Genomic DNA, 18,242 nt, shown 5'->3' on the forward strand with positions numbered 1-18,242 from the left:
GGGACGCGCATCGCCATGCCGCGTCCCGGGCCCCTGCTGTGGCATCCTGATCCAATGGCCACCTACAAGCAGTCGGAAAAGCTCCGGAACGTCCTCTACGACATCAGGGGGCCGCTGCTCGAGCACGCCATGACCATGGAGGCCCAGGGCCACCGCATCCTCAAGCTCAACATCGGCAACCCGGCGCCCTTCGGGTTCGAGGCGCCTGACGCCATCCTCGTGGACATGATCCGCAACCTGCCCAAGGCGCAGGGCTACAGCGATTCCCGCGGCATCTTCTCGGCGCGCACCGCCGTCGTCCAGTACTACCAGGGCCGCGGCATCAACTCCATCGACGTCGATGACGTCTACCTCGGCAACGGCGTCAGCGAACTCATCACGCTGTCCATGCAGGCCCTGCTCAACGCGGGCGACGAGGTGCTGATCCCCACCCCGGACTACCCGCTGTGGACGGCCTCGGTGGCGCTGGCGGGAGGCACCCCGGTCCACTACCTCTGCGACGAGGACAACCACTGGTGGCCCGACCTCGAGGACATGGCCTCGAAGATCACCCCGGACACGCGGGGGATCGTGCTGATCAATCCGAACAATCCGACGGGTGCCGTCTACCCCCGGCCCGTCCTCGAGGGGATCGTGCGCCTCGCCCGCGAGCACGGGCTGATCCTGTTCGCCGACGAGATCTACGAGAAGATCCTGTACGACGACGCGGTGCACGTCAACGCCGCGTCCGTGGCGGGCGACGACGTCCTGTGCCTGACCTTCAGCGGTCTCTCCAAGGCCTACCGGATCGCCGGCTTCCGCAGCGGCTGGATGGCGATCTCCGGTCCCAAGCGTGACGCCGCGAACTACATCGAGGGCATCAACCTGCTCGCCAACATGCGCCTGTGCGCGAACGTCCCCGCGCAGCATGCGATCCAGACGGCCCTCGGCGGGTACCAGAGCATCAATGACCTGATCCTGCCCGGCGGACGCCTCAAGCAGCAGCGCGACAAGGCGGCGCAGCTGCTCAACGCGATCCCCGGCGTCAGCTGCGAGGTGGCGCAGGGGGCGCTCTACCTGTTCCCGAAGCTCGACCCCGAGGTGTATCCGATCGAGGACGACGAGAAGTTCGCCCTCGATCTCCTCAAGCAGCAGAAGATCCTCGTCTCCCACGGCAGTGCGTTCAACTGGGTGAACACGGACCACTTCCGCATGGTGACGCTCCCGAGCGTGGAAGTCATCGAGGACGCGATCGGCCGGCTCGCCGACTTCCTCTCCACCTACAAGCCCTGACAGCCGGCAGGCGGGCAGCCTGTCCCGCCCCATCCCAGGAGGACCCATGGTGCCACCAGCAGATACCGCCGACGAGATGCGCAGGCTCCTCCTCGCGGGGCCGGACTTCTCCCTCGCCGCCGTCGACCCGCACTCGACCCCCGGGTTCGACGGCGGGAAGAAGAAGGGTGCCGCGGCGCTCGCGGACGGCGGGGAGGTCCTCTCGTCCCTGCAGGAGAAGCTGTTCGCCGAGAGCCGGGCCGGCAGCGAGATCGCCGTGCTGCTCGTCCTGCAGGGGATGGACACCTCGGGCAAGGGCGGGATCGTGCGCCATGTCGTCGGGCTCGTCGATCCGCAGGGCGTCCAGCACCATGCGTTCAAGGCGCCGAGCGAGGAGGAGCGCAAGCACTCCTTCCTGTGGCGTATCCGGCACCAGCTCCCGCGGCCCGGCATGATCGGCGTCTTCGACAGGTCGCACTACGAGGACGTGCTCATCCATCGGGTGCGGGGGTTGTCCCCCGCGGAGGAGATCGAGAAGCGGTACGGGGCCATCCGCCGGTTCGAGGCGGAGGTGGCGGCGTCCGGGACGCGCGTGCTGAAGGTCATGCTGCACATCGGCAGGGACGAGCAGAAGGCCCGGCTCGCCGAGCGCCTCGAGCGCAAGGACAAGTACTGGAAGTACAACCCGGGCGACGTCGACGAGCGCGGGTACTGGGACCAGTACCAGGAGGCCTACCAACGCGCGGTCGAGCGCACGAGCACCCCTGAGGCCCCCTGGTTCGTGGTTCCCGCAGAACGCAAGTGGTACGCCCGGCTCGCGGTGCAGCGGCTGCTGACCGCTACGCTCGAGGACATGCAGTTGAGCTGGCCCCGCGCCACGTTCGACGTCGAGGCCGAGAAGCAGCGCCTCGCCGCCACCTGACTGCTGACTGCCGGGCGGGACTTTCCTCCGGGAGCGGGGCGACGAAGGACGGACGGGCACCATGAGCGAGGAACGCCGGCGCGAACTCGGTGAGTCGGATGCGCCCGTCGAGGACGAACTCAAGGAGTCCTTCGACAACACGGTGATCGAGGGCGCGGAGCGTCTCCACCGCACCATGAGGAACATCCTCGTGACCGGGGTCTTCGGTGGCTTCGAGATCGGGCTCGGCATCATGGCCTACCTCGCGGTACTCCACGAGACCGGCGACGAGCTGCTCGCGGGACTCGCGTTCGGCACCGGCCTCGTGGCCCTCCTCCTCGCGCACAGCGAGCTGTTCACGGAGAACTTCCTCCTTCCGGTGGCCGCCGTCGTCGCGAAGGAGGGCAGCGTCGTCCAGCTCGCCAAGCTCTGGGGCGGCACCCTCGTCGCGAACCTCGCGGGCGGCTGGGTGTTCGTCTGGATCATCATGCAGGCGTTCCCGCAGTGGTCGGAGACGGTCTCGGAGAGCGCGCACCACTACGTCGACGCGCCCTTCTCCCTGCAGACCGTGGCGCTCGCAGTCCTCGGTGGCAGCACCATCACCCTCATGAGCCGGATGCAGCAGGGCACCGACGACGACGTCGCCCGGATCGTCGCCACGATGATCGGCGGCTTCCTGCTGGCCGGGCTCCAGCTCTTCCACTCCATCCTGGATTCCCTGCTGATCTTCGGCGCCATCCATTCGGGCGCCGACATCACCTACGGCCAGTGGCTCGGCTGGTTCGGGTACACCCTGCTGTTCAACATGCTGGGCGGCCTCGTGCTGGTGACACTGCTGCGGCTGGTCCGCAGCAAGGAGCTGATCGAGGAACGCCGTCAGCGCGCCCCGACCGATCCGGACGCGCCGCACAGCACCTAGCCGGCCCGTCGGATCCCGGCGCACCCGACCGCGCACCCGACCGCGTCCATGGACCGGATCGGACCGCATGCCGTCCCGCGCTGGTACACGGATCCGGGAGGCGGGTTTCAGGAGGCGGATTCTGGGCCGGGCATGGACCGGACGGACGCACCCGTCACCGCGCCCGTCAGCGCCGTGGACCGGGCACGGGCTGAGCTGTACTCCAGCGTTGCGCGACGAGGTCGTAGGTCGCCGCGACCACGTCGCCGTCCGGCCTCGTGGTCATCTGATCGATCGGATCGGCAGGATCGCTGATGCGGGCGCTACTGTCCCTCGGCCCTGTCCCTGGCAGCTGCCAGGCGGACCTTCGCTCCTTCGAGCCAGGATTCGCAGCGGTCGGCGAGTGCCTCCCCGCGCTCCCACAGGGCCAGGGACTCCTCGAGGCTCACGCCGCCCGCCTCGAGCCTGGCCACGACTGCCACGAGTTCCTCCCGTGCCTGCTCGTAGGACAGCGTGTCCACCGCTGCGGGGTCGGGGGCCGACGTCGTGCTCTCTGTCATCTGGGGTTCCTCGTCGTGTCGCCGTGCAGTGGTCGGGGTCCTGGTCCCACCCACCGTGCGCCGGGTGGCAGGTCGTGCTGGTCTACGTGGCCTTCGTGGCCTTCGTGGCGGAGCGGGGTCAGGGCGGACCGCCGGACGCTCTGCGGTCCGTCGCTCCAGCCGCTGCACCCTCCGCCTCGTCGGTCGCCGTCGCACCGAAGCGGCCACCCGCCACCCTGACCCGCAGGGTGTCGCCGGCGGTGACCTCCGAGGGGTCGGTCACCACGTGTCCGGCCGCAGTCTGCACGACGGCGTAGCCGCGGTCGAGCGTCTTCTGGGGAGACAGGGACCTGACCCGTTCGCGGAGGTGGAGGACTGCGTCGGCCTCGCGTTCCACGGCCGCCGTGGTGCAGCGCAGTGCCCGGGAGCGGAGGCGCCCGACGTCGGCCTCCCGGACATCGATCATTCCCTCCGGCTTCGCGAGCGAAGGCCGCGACCGGAGATTCGCCAGGCTTTCGCCCTCGCGCTGCACGAGGACCCTGATCGACCGCTCGAGTGCTCCGCGCGCATGACGGATGCGCCCGAGTTCCTCGGTCACGTCGGGCACCACACGCTTCGCGGCGTCGGTGGGTGTGGAGGCCCGGAGGTCGGCGACCTCGTCGAGCAGGGGGCGGTCCGCCTCATGACCGATGGCGCTGACGACGGGCGTCGAAGCCTTCGCGACCGCGCGGACGAGGGACTCGTCGCTGAAGGGCAGCAGGTCCTCGAGCGCTCCGCCACCGCGGGCGATGATGATGACGTCGACGCGCGGATCGGCGTCGAGCTGGGCCAGCGCGGCGGAGACCTGCGCGACGCTGCTGACGCCCTGGACCGCCACCTCCCTGACCTCGAACTCGACCGCGGGCCACCTGAGCGCGGCGTTGCGCATCACATCCTTCATGGCATCCGAATCGCGCCCCGTGATGAGGCCGATCCGGTGCGGGAGCAGCGGCAGCGGCTTCTTGCGCGCCGGGGAGAAGAGCCCTTCCGCCGCCAGCGCCTGGCGCAGGCGTTCGATGCGTGCGAGGAGGTCACCGATGCCCACCGGTCTGATATCGATCGTCTGCATCGAGAGGCGGCCCGTCTTCACCCAGAAGTCCGGCCGGAGCCGTGCGACGACGCGCGAGCCGCGCTCGAGCGGGGAGGACACACGGTCCATGACGGTCCCGTAGACGGAGAGGGAGAGGGACACCTCGGAATCGACGTCGCGGAGGGTGATGTAGCACATGCTCGCACGGCGGTTGAGTTCGATGACCTGGCCCTCGACCCACGCAGCCGGCGCACGCTCGATATGGGCCTTCAGCTTCTCCGACAGCAGATGCAGGGGCCATGGCGCATCAGGGGAGGTCTCCGCCGCCGTCGCGGGCACCGTGGAAGCTGCGCCGGCCGAGGGCGCGGGTACCCGCACGTGCTCGCTGGTCATCGGTGTCCTGTCCTCCTGGTGGTCCGGCGCGCCGTCCCGGTCGGAGAGCGGCAGCTATCATCTGTATCACCTGCGACCCCCGGGACGTCGCTCGGCCGGCGTCTATGTGCGTTTCGAGGCTACCGCCACCGGCCGGTCCCGCTGGGCCGCCGCTGCGGTGAACAGGCATAATCATGGGTCGGACCTCGAGCCTAAGGACTTCATGCGGACCCTCCTCTCTGCCCTGCTGGCCCTCCTCGCGCTCTGCGCGGCAGCGATCGGGCTGGCCTCGGCCTGGATCGACGAGAACCTCGTGCAGGAATCGGGGTTCGTCACGCTCGCTGCCCCCCTCGCGGAGGACGCCGACTTCCAGGCTGCGCTGTCGGACTCGCTCGTCGAGGAGGTGACGGGTAGCACGGGTCTGCCGGACCGGCTCGATTCCTTCGTCGAGCCCCTCGTCCGCAACGCGGCCGGCGCCGTCATGGAGGCATCCGGCTATCCGGCAGCCTGGTCGGAGACGCTCCGCCTGTCCCATGCCTTCACCTTCGCCCAGGCGCCCGACCCCGGCCCGGCCGTCCTGACACTCGATCTCGAACCCGTCGTGCACCTGGTCGCCGATGGCATCGGAGGCGGCCTCGGCGTGGACGTCCCGCTCCCGGAGGACACCACGATCGACATCGGATCGATCGAGCGCGGCGGGCTGCTGAGCGGGGTCGCCGACGTCGTGCAGTCCTGGGCGATGTACCTCGCCGGTGCGGGCATCCTCGCCGTGCTGGCGCTGCTGGCCGCCCGGCGGCGGGGTACCACCCTGGCGTTGCTCGGACTCGGAGTGCTGGGCATCGGAGGGCTGGGGCTGCTCGCCCGTGAGTGGGTCCCGGCCGCCCTCGACCGGGCCCCCGGGACGAGCGCGATCGCCGACGTCTTCGTCCGGGGTCTCGCCGAACGCGCCGGTGCCGACATCGCGGTGTCCAGCGTTCCCGTGCTCCTCGGGGGCCTCGTGGCCCTCGTGCTCGGAGTCGCCCTCCAGCTCGCCGTCGGGCGCCGGGGTAGGGCTTAGCTCACAGCGGAGCCGCACGCGGATCAGCCGGGCGTCTGTCCCCGACCCGGTAGAATCGAGGCATGACCAGTACCACCGTTCAGGTCCCCATGCCCACCATCCCGCGCCGACGCCGCTCCCCGGAGGACGTCGCCGCGGGCGCGCCGGTGGCGGGACCGAAGAAGGTGCTGCTCGCAGCGCCGCGCGGGTACTGTGCCGGCGTCGACCGCGCCGTGATAGCCGTCGAGAAGGCTCTCGAGCACTACGGCCCTCCGGTGTACGTGCGCAAGCAGATCGTCCACAACCTCCACGTCGTCTCCACTCTCGAGGCGAAGGGCGCGGTGTTCGTCGACGAGACGGACGAGGTTCCCGAGGGCGCCCTGGTGGTCTTCTCGGCGCATGGTGTCTCGCCCGCCGTCGTGCAATCGGCGGAGGATCGCGGACTGCGCACGATCGACGCCACCTGCCCCCTCGTCACGAAGGTGCACAAGGAGGCGCAGCGCTTCGCCCGCGACGACTTCGACATCCTCCTGATCGGCCACGAAGGTCACGAGGAGGTGGAGGGCACCGCCGGTGAGGCACCCGAGCACATCCAGATCGTCAACGGACCGGAGGACGTCGACAAGGTCCAGGTCCGCGACCCGGAACGGCTCATCTGGCTCTCGCAGACGACCTTGAGCGTCGACGAGACCATGTTGACCGTCAACCTCCTCAAGGAGCGGTTCCCCACGCTGCAGGATCCGCCCAGCGATGACATCTGCTACGCGACGTCGAATCGCCAGGCCGCCATCAAGAAGATCGCCCCAGAGTCGGACCTGGTGATCGTGGTCGGTTCGGCCAACTCCTCGAACTCGGTCCGCCTGGTGGAGGTCGCGCTCGAGTACGGTTCCAAGGCGTCACACCGGGTCGACTTCGCGAACGAGGTGGACGAGTCCTGGTTCGAGGGTGTCGCGACGGTGGGTATCTCCTCGGGTGCCTCCGTTCCCGAGAACCTCGTCCAGGACGTCCTCCGGCTCCTCGCCGACTACGGCTACGGGGACGTCGAGGAGGTTGTCACGGCCGAGGAGGACATCATCTTCTCGCTGCCCAAGGAGATCCGCGCCGCCCTCAAGGCGATGGGCGATCCCTCGCAGGGCCGCGGCGGTCGCGGTCCCCGGCCGGATCGCGGCTCGCTCAACTAGGCTTCGACGCGTTCCGCGGCCGTCGCACCGCATCGGCCGCCAGGGCAGACCCGATCGGCGTCGGAATCGCCAGAGTCCTCCGTAGCGATCGGCACGTCAACCCGCGGTACCCTCGAGCAGTTCATGGGCCGTCAGGGACCGGGGCGTCGCGTCGATGGTCGCAGCGGGCTGGGCCGAACCCGCAGCGCTGCTACCCGCGCGCTGCGCACGGGCGGTACCGAGCAGGCTTACTCCAGCGCCCTGTGGGCCTTCCGGGCCGTCATGTGCCCCGTCGGCCGCAGCGTCCACCGCATCGAGGGAGGCCGAGTCGAAAGCGCCGATCCGCCGTGCAGTCGGCAGGACCCTCGATTCGAGCGCGCCGACGAAGGAGTTGTAGCGCTCCACCGAGGTCTTGAGCGATGCGCCGAGACGCGTCACGTGGCCGCCCATCGTCCCGAGCCGTTCGTAGAGCTGCTTGGACAGATCGAAGAGTTCCCGGGCATTGTCCGTGAGAACAGCCTGCCGCCAGCTGAACGCGGCGCCCTTGAGGATCCCGAGCAGGGAGACAGGGGAGGCCAGGGCCACGTTCCTCGAGAAGGCATAGTCGAGCAGTTCGGGATCGGCACGCAGCGCCTCGGACAGGACCGACTCGACGGGAATGAAGCAGATGACCAGCTCGGGGGAGTTCGCGGCGCCTTCCCAGTACTTCTTCTTCGCCAGCGCATCGACGTGCGCTCGCAGCGCCTTCCCGTGCTGGCGCAGCAGCTCGGAGCGGCGTGCCTCGAGGGCTGCGGCATCCGCCTCTGCCCAGTCGTCGGACCTGCCGTCCAGTTCCTGAGCGGTGAGGAAGGCGCTCAGTGGCACCTTCGCATCGATCACCAGTTGCTTGTCACCGGGCAGCTGCACCACCATGTCCGGCCGCGCGCGGTCCCCGCCCTCGCCCCCGTCGAAGGAGACCTGCTCCATGAAGTCGACGCGGGAGAGCATCCCGGCAGCCTCCACGACCCGGCGCAGCTGCACCTCGCCCCACTGCCCGCGGGCGCTGGTGCTGCGCAGTGCTCCCGCCAGCGAATGCGTCGTCGAGAGCAGCCGCGCGTCGACCACCCGGGCTTCCTCGAGCTGCCGGGCGAGCTGTCCGTACTGCTCCACGCGGTCGCGCTCCAGCAGGCCGACTTGCCGCTGGACCTGGGAGAGCTTCTCCGCGACAGGGGCCAGGGCCCGCAGCACCTCCTGGTCCGTCGAGGTCTTCCCTGACAGCTCACGGTTGTGCTGCTGCAAGAGGTCCCGCTGCGCCGAGGCGGCCGCCAGGTCCGTCGTCGTCCTGCCGAGGCGGGCAGCGGCGTCGTCGAGCTCGGTCCGGAGCTCCTCGGCACGGGTGCGCTGAGTGCGGGCGACGAGGAAGGCGCCCACGGCGCAGCCGAGGACGAAGGCGAGGAGGACGAGAAGGAGGGCGGTGGTGCTCATGCCCACACTGTCGCAGGAACCTCCGACATTCAGGCCCACCACACCGGAGGAGGGTCCGTCGAGGCCCGGTAGACTTGTCTCCCGTGGCTCTTACTATCGGCATCGTCGGACTGCCCAACGTCGGCAAATCAACCCTCTTCAACGCGCTGACGCGCAACAACGTGCTGGCTGCGAACTACCCGTTCGCGACCATCGAGCCGAATGTCGGGGTGGTCAGCCTTCCCGATCCGCGTCTTGCCAAGCTCGCCGAGGTCTTCAGCTCGAAGCAGCTCCTCCCTGCGACGGTGTCCTTCGTGGACATCGCGGGCATCGTGAAGGGCGCGTCCGAGGGCGAGGGCCTCGGCAACCAGTTCCTCGCCAACATCCGCGAGGCCGAGGCGATCGCCCAGGTGATCCGCGTGTTCGACGATCCCGATGTCATCCACGTGGACGGCAAGGTGGATCCGCGCTCGGACATGGAGACCATCAACACCGAGCTCATCCTCGCCGACCTGCAGACGCTCGAGAAGGCGATCCCGCGCGTCGAGAAGGAAGTGAAGATCAAGAAGCGCGAGGCCGCCCAGCTGGCCGCGATGCAGGCGGCGCAGGCCGTGCTCGAGCGCGGCGACACGATCTTCTCCTCCGTCGCGGGCGACAAGCTGGAGATGGAGCACCTCCGCGAGCTCAGCCTGCTGACAGCCAAGCCCTTCATCTACGTGTTCAACGTCGACGACGCCGTCCTCGGCAGCGCGCACCGCCAGGCCGAGCTCAGTCAGCTCGTCGCTCCCGCCGACGCCATCTTCCTCGACGCCAAGCTCGAAGCGGACCTCGTGGAACTCGACGAGGCCGAGGCCCGCGAGATGCTCGAGATGAACGGCCAGGAGGAATCCGGCCTCGACCAGCTCGCGCGGGTCGGGTTCCACACCCTCGGTCTGCAGACCTACCTGACGGCGGGCCCGAAGGAGAGCCGCGCCTGGACCATCAAGAAGGGCGCAACGGCGCCCGAGGCCGCCGGTGTCATCCACTCCGACTTCCAGCGAGGCTTCATCAAGGCCGAGGTCGTCTCCTTCGACGACCTCATCGATGCCGGTTCGATGAGCGAGGCCAAGTCCCGGGGCAAGGTGCGCATCGAGGGCAAGGAGTACGTCATGTCCGACGGCGACGTGGTGGAGTTCCGGTTCAACGTGTAGCTCTCGTGTCCCGACATCCCGTGGGTGGTTTGTCGCCCGACGGAAGCCCGATCAGGCTTTGACGACCGGGAGGTCCGCCCACTTCGTCGTGTAGTGCGGCGAGAGCATGTCGCGCTTCATCGTCCACTCCGAGCCTGCCCTGAGGCCGGCGTGACCGAGACCGATGGAGGAGCGCCCGAATCTCTGGCTGATCTCGTGGAGCAGCGGGCCGGTGTCTTTCGCACCGGCTCTCCCGCCCTCCGGGTCCGCGTCGTCGCCCGAGCCCAGCTCGAGGTTCAGGAGCGAGTCCTGTGTCCCGACGGGCTGGAGGTCGGTGATGATGACGCCGGCGCGGATGTAGGAGACGCCTTCTTCGATGACGGGCAGCAGCCTGTGCGCAGCCCGTGTGAGCTCGAGCGGATCAGCGGTGTGCACAGGCAAGGGAATGCAGATGCTGGGCGAGCTCCTGGTGCCGGTGCTGAAGGGTGAGGTACCGGCGAACGCGGTGAGCACTCTGCCCTGGAGGTCTTTGCGTGCCAGGCGTGACGCAGCTCCCTGGGCGTAGACGCTCAACGCCTGCCGCATGGCCTCCGGAGTGCTGACCGGATGAGCGAAGGACCGGGAGAACATGACCTGCTCGTTGCCTGTGGACTCGTTGGACGTGATGCAGGGCGTGCCCTGCAGTTCCAGCACGGTGCGCATCAGCACCACCGAGAACTTCTTCCGGATCACCACCGGATCGGCCTGCGTCAGGTCCCACGCCGAGTCGATGCCGAGCGCGTTCAGGCGTGCAGCGCTCCTGGCGCCGACACCCCAGATGTCGGTGACCTTCAGCCTGCGCAGGAGCGCCTCACGCTGCCCGGCCGGGATGAGCTCCCAGTGGCAGACACCGTCGAGCTTCGTGTTCCCCTTGGCCCACCGGTTGGCAAGCTTCGCGAGTGTTTTCGTGGGCGCGATGCCCACGCAGACCGGGAGCCCGGTGTTCCTCTCTACCGTCTGCTTGATGGTCCTGCCGGTGGTGCGTTGTTCGAGGTGAGTACCGCGGAGGGTCAGGAACGCTTCGTCGATGCTGTAGATCTCGAGGTCGGTCGTGTGCCGGCCGAGGACTTCCATGACGCGGGCGCTCATGTCCCCGTACAGCTCGTAGTTGCTCGACCGGGCCTGCAGCCCCCAGGCCTTCGCCTGCTCCGCGATCTGGAACCACGGAGCCCCCATGGGGATACCCAGAGCTTTTGCCTCGGCGCTGCGGGTGATCACGCAGCCGTCGTTGTTCGACAGCACGACCAGCGGTTTCCCCTCGAGCGACGGGTCGAAAGCCCGCTCGGAGGAGACGTAGAAGTTGTTGACGTCGACCAGGGCCACACTCGACCTCGTGGGCGTCGAAGCCCGGATCCGTGACTCCGGGTCAGACACGGTGCAGGCACCTGGTCGCGACGCCCCAGATGACGAGATCCTCAGGATCCGGAACAGGGATGTCCGGGTAGACGGCACTGGCCGCGACGAGGGTGACCGCCCCGGCACCTGAGCCGGGATCACGGCTCGCGACTCGCAGCCTCCGGATGACGAACTCCCCGTCGAGGACGGCGATGACCACGGACCGGTCCCTGGGCTGCAGGGCCCGGTCGACGATCAGTTCGTCGCCGTCGGAGATGCCGGCACCCTCCATCGCGTGCCCGGACACCCGCACGATGTAGGTGCTGGTGATGTCCGGGATGAGATGCCTGTTGAGGTCGATCCTGTCCTCGAACCAGTCCTGTGCGGGCGAGGCGAATCCTGACGGCATGAGCTCGGTGCGGGCAGCAGCCGGAGCCGGCCGGCCGATCGTCGTCCCTGAGGCTCCGAACTCATCCACGCGTCCGCGCACCTCTTCCTTTTTCTTGCCGGCCCACCTGGAGCGCGGCCCCGGCTCAGGCACCTGATCCTAGACGTCGCCGGTGACACCCGATGTCCGCTCACGCCGGGGGGTCCTGCTGAGGCGACGTCCTGATCGGTCCGCCGAGCGTCAACCCGGTACCCGGTCAGTCGCCTTTCACGTCGAGGATCTGGCGGAGGGTGTGATCGACGCGGACGAGCACTCGCGCAGGGCACGCAGGTTCCGTGGGAGGTCGTGCGCGCTGTCCAGGGTGCGGACGGCGATCATGCCGCAATCGATGTCGACGCCGGCTGCGGCGGGGATGATGGTCCGCTCGGTGGGAAGGACGGTACCCGAGGCGCATCCCTTGCCGAGGTGCGCGTCGGGCACGCTGGCCAGGTGCGGGTACACGAAGGGCATGGACGCCGTCTCGATCAGCTGCTGCCGTGCGGCATCGTCGAGGACGCCGGCGAAGCTGAGGTACCTGGGGGCGAGGAACTGCTCTGGCATGTGTGCTCCTTCTCGACGGACACTCCTGCTGCCGGCGACGCTCCGGTCCGGCCCTCACCACATCCGGCTGTTGGTCTCCGAGACGAAACCCCGGCCGTCGGAGAACCAGTGGATGGTGGGGCTGTTGCGCGCGGTCGGGGTGGTGAGCTCCGCGAAGAGATCCGCATTGAACCGGTTGTTGAGCTCGGGCGAGCTGAGCACCGTCTCCCTGGTGATGACGAAGACGGGCCCCTTCAATCCCTTGCTCTGGATGGAGAGGTGCACCTCCCTGTGCTGGTCGAGCCGCGCCTTCAGGGCGCCGATGGCTGCCTGCACGTTGGCGTCGTCGTCCCACACCGCTGCATGCTGGTCGACGAACAGCCAGGCCATGATGCTCCTCATCCGTCTGGTCGCCCGCCCCGCCGGGGCAGCGATCCGTTGTCCGCCGGCCTGCCGGCGCCGCCGCGGTGTCCTAAGCAAAACACCCGCCGCGCGAGCGTTCAAGCCGCGGGCGGGCGACGACGTCGGACTGTACAGACCCGCGGCGGAGCGCCGGACCGCGGGTACGGTCGCCACCGGCGGGGGAGCCCGGCCCGGCCCACGCGGCGCTGAAAAGATGCTGGAGAAGACCTGTGAACATTTGGTTGCAGCTCGATAACAACAGGGGAGTGCCCAGTCCGATGGATACCTGCTGGTAACAATGTGCCCCTAGGCTGTCGCTCATGTGAGTGACATCACCCCCTGGGGGTCGCGTGTCGGCTGTCATGCAACACCGCGTGAAGCTGGAACCACACTGAGAAATAGGAGGCGGAATGCGTTTCGGACGTACTTCCAAGGCTTTGGGGGTTGCTGCTGTCGCGGCGCTCGCATTGAGTGCCTGCGCTGCGAACACGGGAACAGAGACTCCCGAGGAGAGCGCCGAGGGCGAAGCAACGGGCGGAAACATCCGCGTCGTAGAAGTGAATGCCTTCAGCTCGTTCAATTCGAACAGCTCCGAGGGCAACGTGGACATCAACGGCAAGATCGCCTACGCGACCCACTCCGGCTTCGTCTACATCAACAATGACCTCGAGGTGGAGAAAAACGAGGACTTCGGCACCATGGAGGTCCTCTCCGAGGATCCCCTGAGCGTGAAGTACACGGTCAACGAGGGCGTCAACTGGTCCGATGGCGAACCGGTCGACGGCGGAGACCTCCTGCTCTCCTGGGCCATCGGGTCCGGCTACTTCAACGACGCCACCACCGACGACGCCGGCGAGATCGTCTCCGGGGCGACCTACTTCGACTACGCGGGCGACACCGGCGGACTCGCCCTCACCGAACTGCCGGAGATCGGCGACGACGGACGGTCCATCACCCTGAACTACTCGGAGCCCTTCGCGGACTACGAGGTGGCGTTCGGCCTCATGACCGAGGGCGGCATCTCCACTCCCGCGCACGTGCTGGCCGAGAAGGGCGGCCTGGCCGACGAGGACGCACTGATCGAGCTCATCGAGACCGAGCCCAAGGGTGACCCCGAGAGCCCGGTCGAGCGTCCCGAGGTGCAGGCCCTCGCCGACTTCTGGAACACCGGCTTCGACACGAAGTCACTGCCGACCGACGAGTCTCTGTTCCTCTCGAACGGCCCGTTCATCGCCTCGGCCATCACGCCGGACCAGTCGATGACGCTGACCCGCAACGAGGACTACAGCTGGGGCCCGGAAGCCAAGGTGGACGAGATCACGGTCCGCTACATCGGCGAGGCTCCGGCGCAGGTCCAGGCCCTGCAGAACGGCGAGGTCGACATCATCGCGCCTCAGGCATCCGCGGACACGGTCGAGCAGCTCGAAGGGCTCGAAGGCGTCACGGTGGAGCAGGGCAACCAGCTCTCCTACGACCACCTCGACCTGAACTTCAGCGGTGTCTTCGAGGACGAGGCCGTGCGTGAGGCTTTCATGAAGACGGTTCCGCGCCAGCAGATCGTCGACACGATCGTGAAGAAGATCAACCCGGATGCGCAGCCGCTCGATTCGCAGCTGTTCCTGACCGACCAGGCTCCCTATGAGGAGTCCTCGTCCAACAACGGTTCCGAGGCCTACGGCGAGGTCGACATCGAGGGTGCCAAGGAGCTGCTCGACGGCGCCACCCCCGAGGTCCGGATCATGTACAACCGCGACAACCCGAACCGCCTCAACTCGTACACGCTGATCGCGGAGTCGGCCGCCCAGGCCGGGTTCAAGATCGTCGACGGTGGACTGGGGTCCTCCGACTGGGGGGCCGCGCTCGGCAACGGCACGTACGACGCCACGATCTTCGGCTGGATCAACTCGGGTGTCGGCGTGTCCGGCGTCCCGCAGATCTTCAAGTCCGGCAACGGCTCGAACTTCAACGGCTTCTCCAGCCCGGAGGCCGATGAGCTGATGGACGAGCTGATCGTGACCACGGATCCCGACGAGCAGGACGCCCTGCAGGTGCAGATCGACAAGTTCATCTGGGATTCGAAGTACGGACTGCCCCTGTTCCAGGTTCCCGGCGTGGACGCGTACAGCGACAACGTCACCGGCATCGAGTACATGCCGAACCAGACAGGCGTCTGGTGGAACTTCTGGGACTGGCAGGTCGTCCAGTAGCCTCACCGCTGCATCAGGCACGCTCGTAGAGAGGCGCCGGGACAGGGGAACTCGCCCGTCCCGGCGTCTTTTTTCGTGCCGTGCGCCGCGGTCCGCCGGCGTTGCGGAAGGGCCGACGCCGCTGGTCCCGGGCGGGCGGACTGATTGGGAAACGCCACATTCCGTACCCCGGGACCCTGCACTACACTTTCGCCAAAGCGCGGGTAGACCCCATCCGCATCCGACATTGAGGCTTTGAAACACATGGTGACCTACATCGTCCGGCGTCTCGTGACCGCCGTCCTCATCCTGTTAGGCGCGTCCTTCGTCGTCTACCAGCTCACCGCCCTCTCGGGGGACCCGCTGGAGGACCTCAGGGCCAGTAACGCGCCCAACAGGGAGCAGCTGATCCAGGCCCGCACGGAGCTTCTCGACCTCAACACCCCTGCGCCGCTGCGCTACTTCGGCTGGCTGTCCGGGGCCGTGAAGTGCCTGGTCCCCTTCGCGGCGACCTGTGACCTGGGAGCCAGCATCCAGGGGGAGTCCGTCACGACCTCGCTCGCCCGCGCGATGGGCAATACCATCACCCTCGTCAGCACCGCCACCGTCCTCGCCATCATCATCGGCATCTCGCTGGGCATCATCACCGCACTGCGGCAGTACAGCGGCCTCGACTACGGCGTCACCTTCATGTCCTTCCTGTTCTTCTCCCTGCCGATCTTCTGGCTCGCGGTGCTCCTGAAGGAGTTCGGCGCCATCGGCTTCAACAACTTCCTCGCCGACCCCGACATACCGGTCAGCACCATCGTCGTCGTCGCGATTGCGAGCGGCCTCATCTGGGCCCTGTTCGCCAGCCGGTCCTGGAAGCGGAAGGGCATCGCCTTCCTCCTCGGCGCCGTCGTCGCCGCCGCCCTGCTCTTCGTCCTGGACCTCGTCGACTGGTTCTCGACGCCGGGCCTCGGCCCGATCGTCATCCTGGTGACCGGAGTCGGCATCGCGTTCGGGATCGTGCTGCTGACGGCGGGGCTGCGTAACCGCAAGGCGCTCGTCTCCTCGCTGATCATGGTCGCGGTGGGGCTCGTGGCCTACTACGTGGTGAACCCGATCCTCAACGCCGCGACCATCTGGATGATCATCATCCTCGCGGTCATCACCGTGCTCGTCGGCATGGGCGTCGGATTCGCGATGGGCGGCTACGACCGGGGACAGAGCATGCGCGCGGCCGCCCTCACGGGCGTCCTGATGGGCCTGCTGATCGTGGTGGATCGCTTCATGGTCACGTGGCCCTCCTACGTCAGCAACTCACGCGTGCGGGGCCGCCCGATCGCCACGGTCGGCGCGGAGACCCCGGGCCTCGACGGGACCTTCTGGATCAACGGCCTCGACACCTTCACCCACCTCCTCCTGCCGACGCTCGCGCTCCTGCTCGCGTCCCTCGCCAGCTACAGCAGGTACTCCAGGGCCTCGATGCTCGAGATCATGAACATGGACTACATCCGGACCGGGCGCGCGAAGGGCCTCAGCGAGCGGACCGTCGTCATGCGGCACGCCTTCCGCAACGCGCTCATCCCCCTCGCCACCCTCGTCGCCTTCGACATCGGCGCCCTGATCGGCGGCGCCATCATCACCGAGCAGGTCTTCGCCTTCGCCGGCATGGGCCAGCTGTTCGTCCAGGCGCTGCAGCGGACCGATCCCGATCCCATCATGGGCTTCTTCCTCGTGGCGGGCATCCTCGCACTCGTCTTCAACCTGGTCGCCGATATCGTCTACTCGTTCCTCGATCCTCGCGTAAGGGTGAAAGCATGAGCATCCAGACTCCCTCGGACCTCCCGAGCGGCGAAGCGGCCACCGTCACCGGCCCCACGCATCCCGCACCCGAACCGGAGGCCAAGGGCCTGTCGCAGGGCCAGATCGTCCGCCGGAAGTTCTTCGACAACACCGCGGCGATCATCAGCCTCGTCGCCTTCGCCGTCATCTTCCTCATGGCGTTCACCTCCGTGGGCTTCGCGGGCATCCCGGGCTGGTGGAAGTACAACCACACCGAGTTCCTGCCCCTGCTCAACGGTGGGGCGCCCACCGTCACCGGCCCGTTCAGCTGGGGGGACCATCCGTTCGGGCAGGACTCGATCGGCCGGGACTACTTCGCCATGACGATGCGCGGGACGCAGAACTCCATCATCATCATGTTCATCATCGGCGCACTCGCGGGACTCGTCGGCGTGATCGTCGGCGCCTGCTCCGGGTACTTCCGCGGCTGGACCGAGGCCGTGCTGATGCGCTTCACGGACATCATCATCATCATCCCCGTGGTCCTCGCCGCAGCGACGCTCGGCCAGGCCGTGAACCGATACGTGGGGTCGGGGGCGCAGATCTGGCTCCTCGGCCTGTTCCTCGGCCTGGTGCTCTGGACGGGGCTCGCCCGCCTGGTGCGCGGCGAGTTCCTGACGCTGCGTGAGCGCGAGTTCGTGGACGCGGCCAAGATCGCCGGCGCGTCCAACACGCGCATCATCTTCAAGCACATCCTGCCGAACGCCGTCGGCGTGATCATCGTCAACACGACCCTGCTCATGTCCTCGGCCATCCTGCTCGAGACCGCCCTGAGCTACATCGGGTTCGGCGTCAAGGCGCCGGACGTGTCCCTCGGACTCATCATCAGCCAGAACCAGGAGGCCTTCCAGACCAGGCCGTGGCTGTTCTGGTTCCCGGGACTGTTCATCGTGCTGATCTGCCTGTGCATCAACTTCATCGGCGACGGCCTGCGGGACGCCTTCGACCCGCGGCAGAAGAAGTTCAACGCCGGCCGGGCGAAGGACGCAGGGAAGCCCGCGGCGTGAGGTCCCTCCTAGGAGACGACGCCGGGCGTCAGGGCCGTCGCGACGACCAGGAGGACGCCCACCGCGAGGGGCGCCAGGTTCCAGCTGCGCCGCGCCTTCTCCTGCCGGTCCACGTCGAGCCGGCCGGTCTCGACCAGGTCCTGCCAGTGCGAGCGGACGAGATACGCCGCGTGGCCGGAGTCGGTGTTCTTCAGGTCGCCGGGTCGAACCGACCCACCGGGTCCGTAGCTCGTCGACGGGAGGTTCGTCAGGTGCTCCACCTTGCCGGAGTGCGTGCCCCACACGCCGGGAGCGGGAGCTGCCCAGGCGGTGTACCCGCGCGACGGCGTGACCAGTTTCAGGGCGTACCTGGTATCGACGTCGACCAGGGCGTTCCACGGGACGCGCACCGTGACCAGGGGATTGCGGAGCGTGACGGCGTCTTCGGCGACGAGGACCGCCGGATACCAGAACAGCCACCACCCCCCGTAGGCGATGCCGAGGAGCGGCCACGCGGTCAGCAGGCCGGCCGGGCCGTCCGTCGCCACGACGGAGGCGAGGCCCCCTGCGGTCACCAGTACGGCGAGACCCGTGAACCACCTGCTGGTCTGCGCCTTGAAGACGGTGGCTCCGGCCACACTCGAGCTGTCCATGGCTCCATG

At 68.0% G+C, this 18,242-nt stretch carries 17 protein-coding genes; 9 read left to right on the plus strand and 8 right to left on the minus strand.

What is annotated here, in order from left to right:
- Positions 1-54: 54 nt before the first annotated feature.
- The 3 genes from ASF21_RS06935 (at position 55) to ASF21_RS06945 (ending at position 3,071) form a co-directional block, all read left to right on the plus strand.
- A complete protein-coding gene (locus ASF21_RS06935; protein ID WP_055768487.1) occupies positions 55-1,272 on the plus strand; it encodes a pyridoxal phosphate-dependent aminotransferase in 1,218 nt (405 codons plus the stop codon).
- Positions 1,273-1,318: 46 nt separating this feature from the next.
- Positions 1,319-2,173 (plus strand): PPK2 family polyphosphate kinase, encoded by an 855-nt coding sequence (locus ASF21_RS06940; RefSeq protein WP_414826607.1) that lies wholly within the window; start codon positions 1,319-1,321, stop codon positions 2,171-2,173.
- Between the two features lie 61 nt (positions 2,174-2,234).
- Complete coding sequence (locus ASF21_RS06945) at positions 2,235-3,071, plus strand: formate/nitrite transporter family protein (protein WP_055768490.1); 837 nt, start codon at positions 2,235-2,237, stop codon at positions 3,069-3,071.
- Positions 3,072-3,373: 302 nt separating this feature from the next.
- On the opposite strand, the gene ASF21_RS06950 is transcribed toward ASF21_RS06945, so the two are convergent.
- A complete protein-coding gene (locus ASF21_RS06950; protein ID WP_055768492.1) occupies positions 3,374-3,610 on the minus strand; it encodes an exodeoxyribonuclease VII small subunit in 237 nt (78 codons plus the stop codon).
- Positions 3,611-3,728: 118 nt separating this feature from the next.
- Positions 3,729-5,051: an exodeoxyribonuclease VII large subunit gene (gene xseA / locus ASF21_RS06955; protein ID WP_055768495.1), complete on the minus strand. Its 1,323-nt coding sequence runs from the start codon at positions 5,049-5,051 to the stop codon at positions 3,729-3,731.
- Positions 5,052-5,253: 202 nt separating this feature from the next.
- On the opposite strand from xseA, the gene ASF21_RS06960 reads away from it, so the two are divergent.
- Both ASF21_RS06960 and ASF21_RS06965 read left to right on the plus strand, forming a co-directional pair.
- The gene (locus tag ASF21_RS06960) at positions 5,254-6,087 is read left to right on the plus strand and encodes a hypothetical protein (RefSeq protein WP_157365761.1); all 834 of its coding nucleotides are present in this window, start codon (positions 5,254-5,256) and stop codon (positions 6,085-6,087) included.
- Between the two features lie 62 nt (positions 6,088-6,149).
- Complete coding sequence (locus ASF21_RS06965; RefSeq protein ID WP_055768501.1) at positions 6,150-7,247, plus strand: 4-hydroxy-3-methylbut-2-enyl diphosphate reductase; 1,098 nt, start codon at positions 6,150-6,152, stop codon at positions 7,245-7,247.
- Positions 7,248-7,343: 96 nt separating this feature from the next.
- Here the strand turns inward: ASF21_RS06965 and ASF21_RS06970 are convergent, their stop codons facing one another.
- On the minus strand, positions 7,344-8,690 hold the full coding sequence (locus ASF21_RS06970) for a DNA recombination protein RmuC (RefSeq protein WP_055769307.1): 1,347 nt from the start codon (positions 8,688-8,690) through the stop codon (positions 7,344-7,346).
- An 83-nt stretch (positions 8,691-8,773) separates the two neighbouring features.
- On the opposite strand from ASF21_RS06970, the gene ychF reads away from it, so the two are divergent.
- The gene (ychF, locus tag ASF21_RS06975; protein WP_055768505.1) at positions 8,774-9,859 is read left to right on the plus strand and encodes a redox-regulated ATPase YchF; all 1,086 of its coding nucleotides are present in this window, start codon (positions 8,774-8,776) and stop codon (positions 9,857-9,859) included.
- Positions 9,860-9,910: 51 nt separating this feature from the next.
- Here the strand turns inward: ychF and ASF21_RS06980 are convergent, their stop codons facing one another.
- The 4 genes from ASF21_RS06980 to ASF21_RS06995 all read right to left on the minus strand — a co-directional run bounded on the left by ASF21_RS06980 (position 9,911) and on the right by ASF21_RS06995 (position 12,569).
- On the minus strand, positions 9,911-11,200 hold the full coding sequence (locus tag ASF21_RS06980; RefSeq protein ID WP_055768506.1) for a Y-family DNA polymerase: 1,290 nt from the start codon (positions 11,198-11,200) through the stop codon (positions 9,911-9,913).
- 43 nt (positions 11,201-11,243) lie between these two features.
- On the minus strand, positions 11,244-11,621 hold the full coding sequence (locus tag ASF21_RS06985) for a LexA family protein (protein ID WP_055769309.1): 378 nt from the start codon (positions 11,619-11,621) through the stop codon (positions 11,244-11,246).
- Positions 11,622-11,867: 246 nt separating this feature from the next.
- On the minus strand, positions 11,868-12,200 hold the full coding sequence (locus tag ASF21_RS06990; protein WP_055768509.1) for an RtcB family protein: 333 nt from the start codon (positions 12,198-12,200) through the stop codon (positions 11,868-11,870).
- A gap of 54 nt (positions 12,201-12,254) precedes the next feature.
- Positions 12,255-12,569: a hypothetical protein gene (locus ASF21_RS06995; RefSeq protein ID WP_055768512.1), complete on the minus strand. Its 315-nt coding sequence runs from the start codon at positions 12,567-12,569 to the stop codon at positions 12,255-12,257.
- Between the two features lie 422 nt (positions 12,570-12,991).
- On the opposite strand from ASF21_RS06995, the gene ASF21_RS07000 reads away from it, so the two are divergent.
- From ASF21_RS07000 to ASF21_RS07010, 3 genes are all read left to right on the plus strand, one after another.
- Positions 12,992-14,788, plus strand: coding sequence for an ABC transporter family substrate-binding protein (locus tag ASF21_RS07000; protein ID WP_055768514.1), 1,797 nt, complete (start codon positions 12,992-12,994; stop codon positions 14,786-14,788).
- Between the two features lie 243 nt (positions 14,789-15,031).
- Positions 15,032-16,573: an ABC transporter permease gene (locus tag ASF21_RS07005; RefSeq protein WP_055768515.1), complete on the plus strand. Its 1,542-nt coding sequence runs from the start codon at positions 15,032-15,034 to the stop codon at positions 16,571-16,573.
- Entirely contained in the window at positions 16,570-17,601 is a 1,032-nt protein-coding gene (locus tag ASF21_RS07010; RefSeq protein WP_082471289.1) for an ABC transporter permease, read from the plus strand. The genes ASF21_RS07005 and ASF21_RS07010 overlap by 4 nt, the downstream gene beginning before the upstream one ends.
- 8 nt (positions 17,602-17,609) lie before the next feature.
- On the opposite strand, the gene ASF21_RS07015 is transcribed toward ASF21_RS07010, so the two are convergent.
- Positions 17,610-18,233 carry a PH domain-containing protein gene (locus ASF21_RS07015; RefSeq protein ID WP_055768517.1) on the minus strand — a complete coding sequence of 208 codons (624 nt, stop codon included), beginning with the start codon at positions 18,231-18,233 and terminating at the stop codon, positions 17,610-17,612.
- Between the last annotated feature and the right edge of the window lie 9 nt (positions 18,234-18,242).

The organism is Arthrobacter sp. Leaf234 (assembly GCF_001422665.1).
Classification (GTDB): Bacteria; Actinomycetota; Actinomycetes; order Actinomycetales; family Micrococcaceae; genus Arthrobacter_D.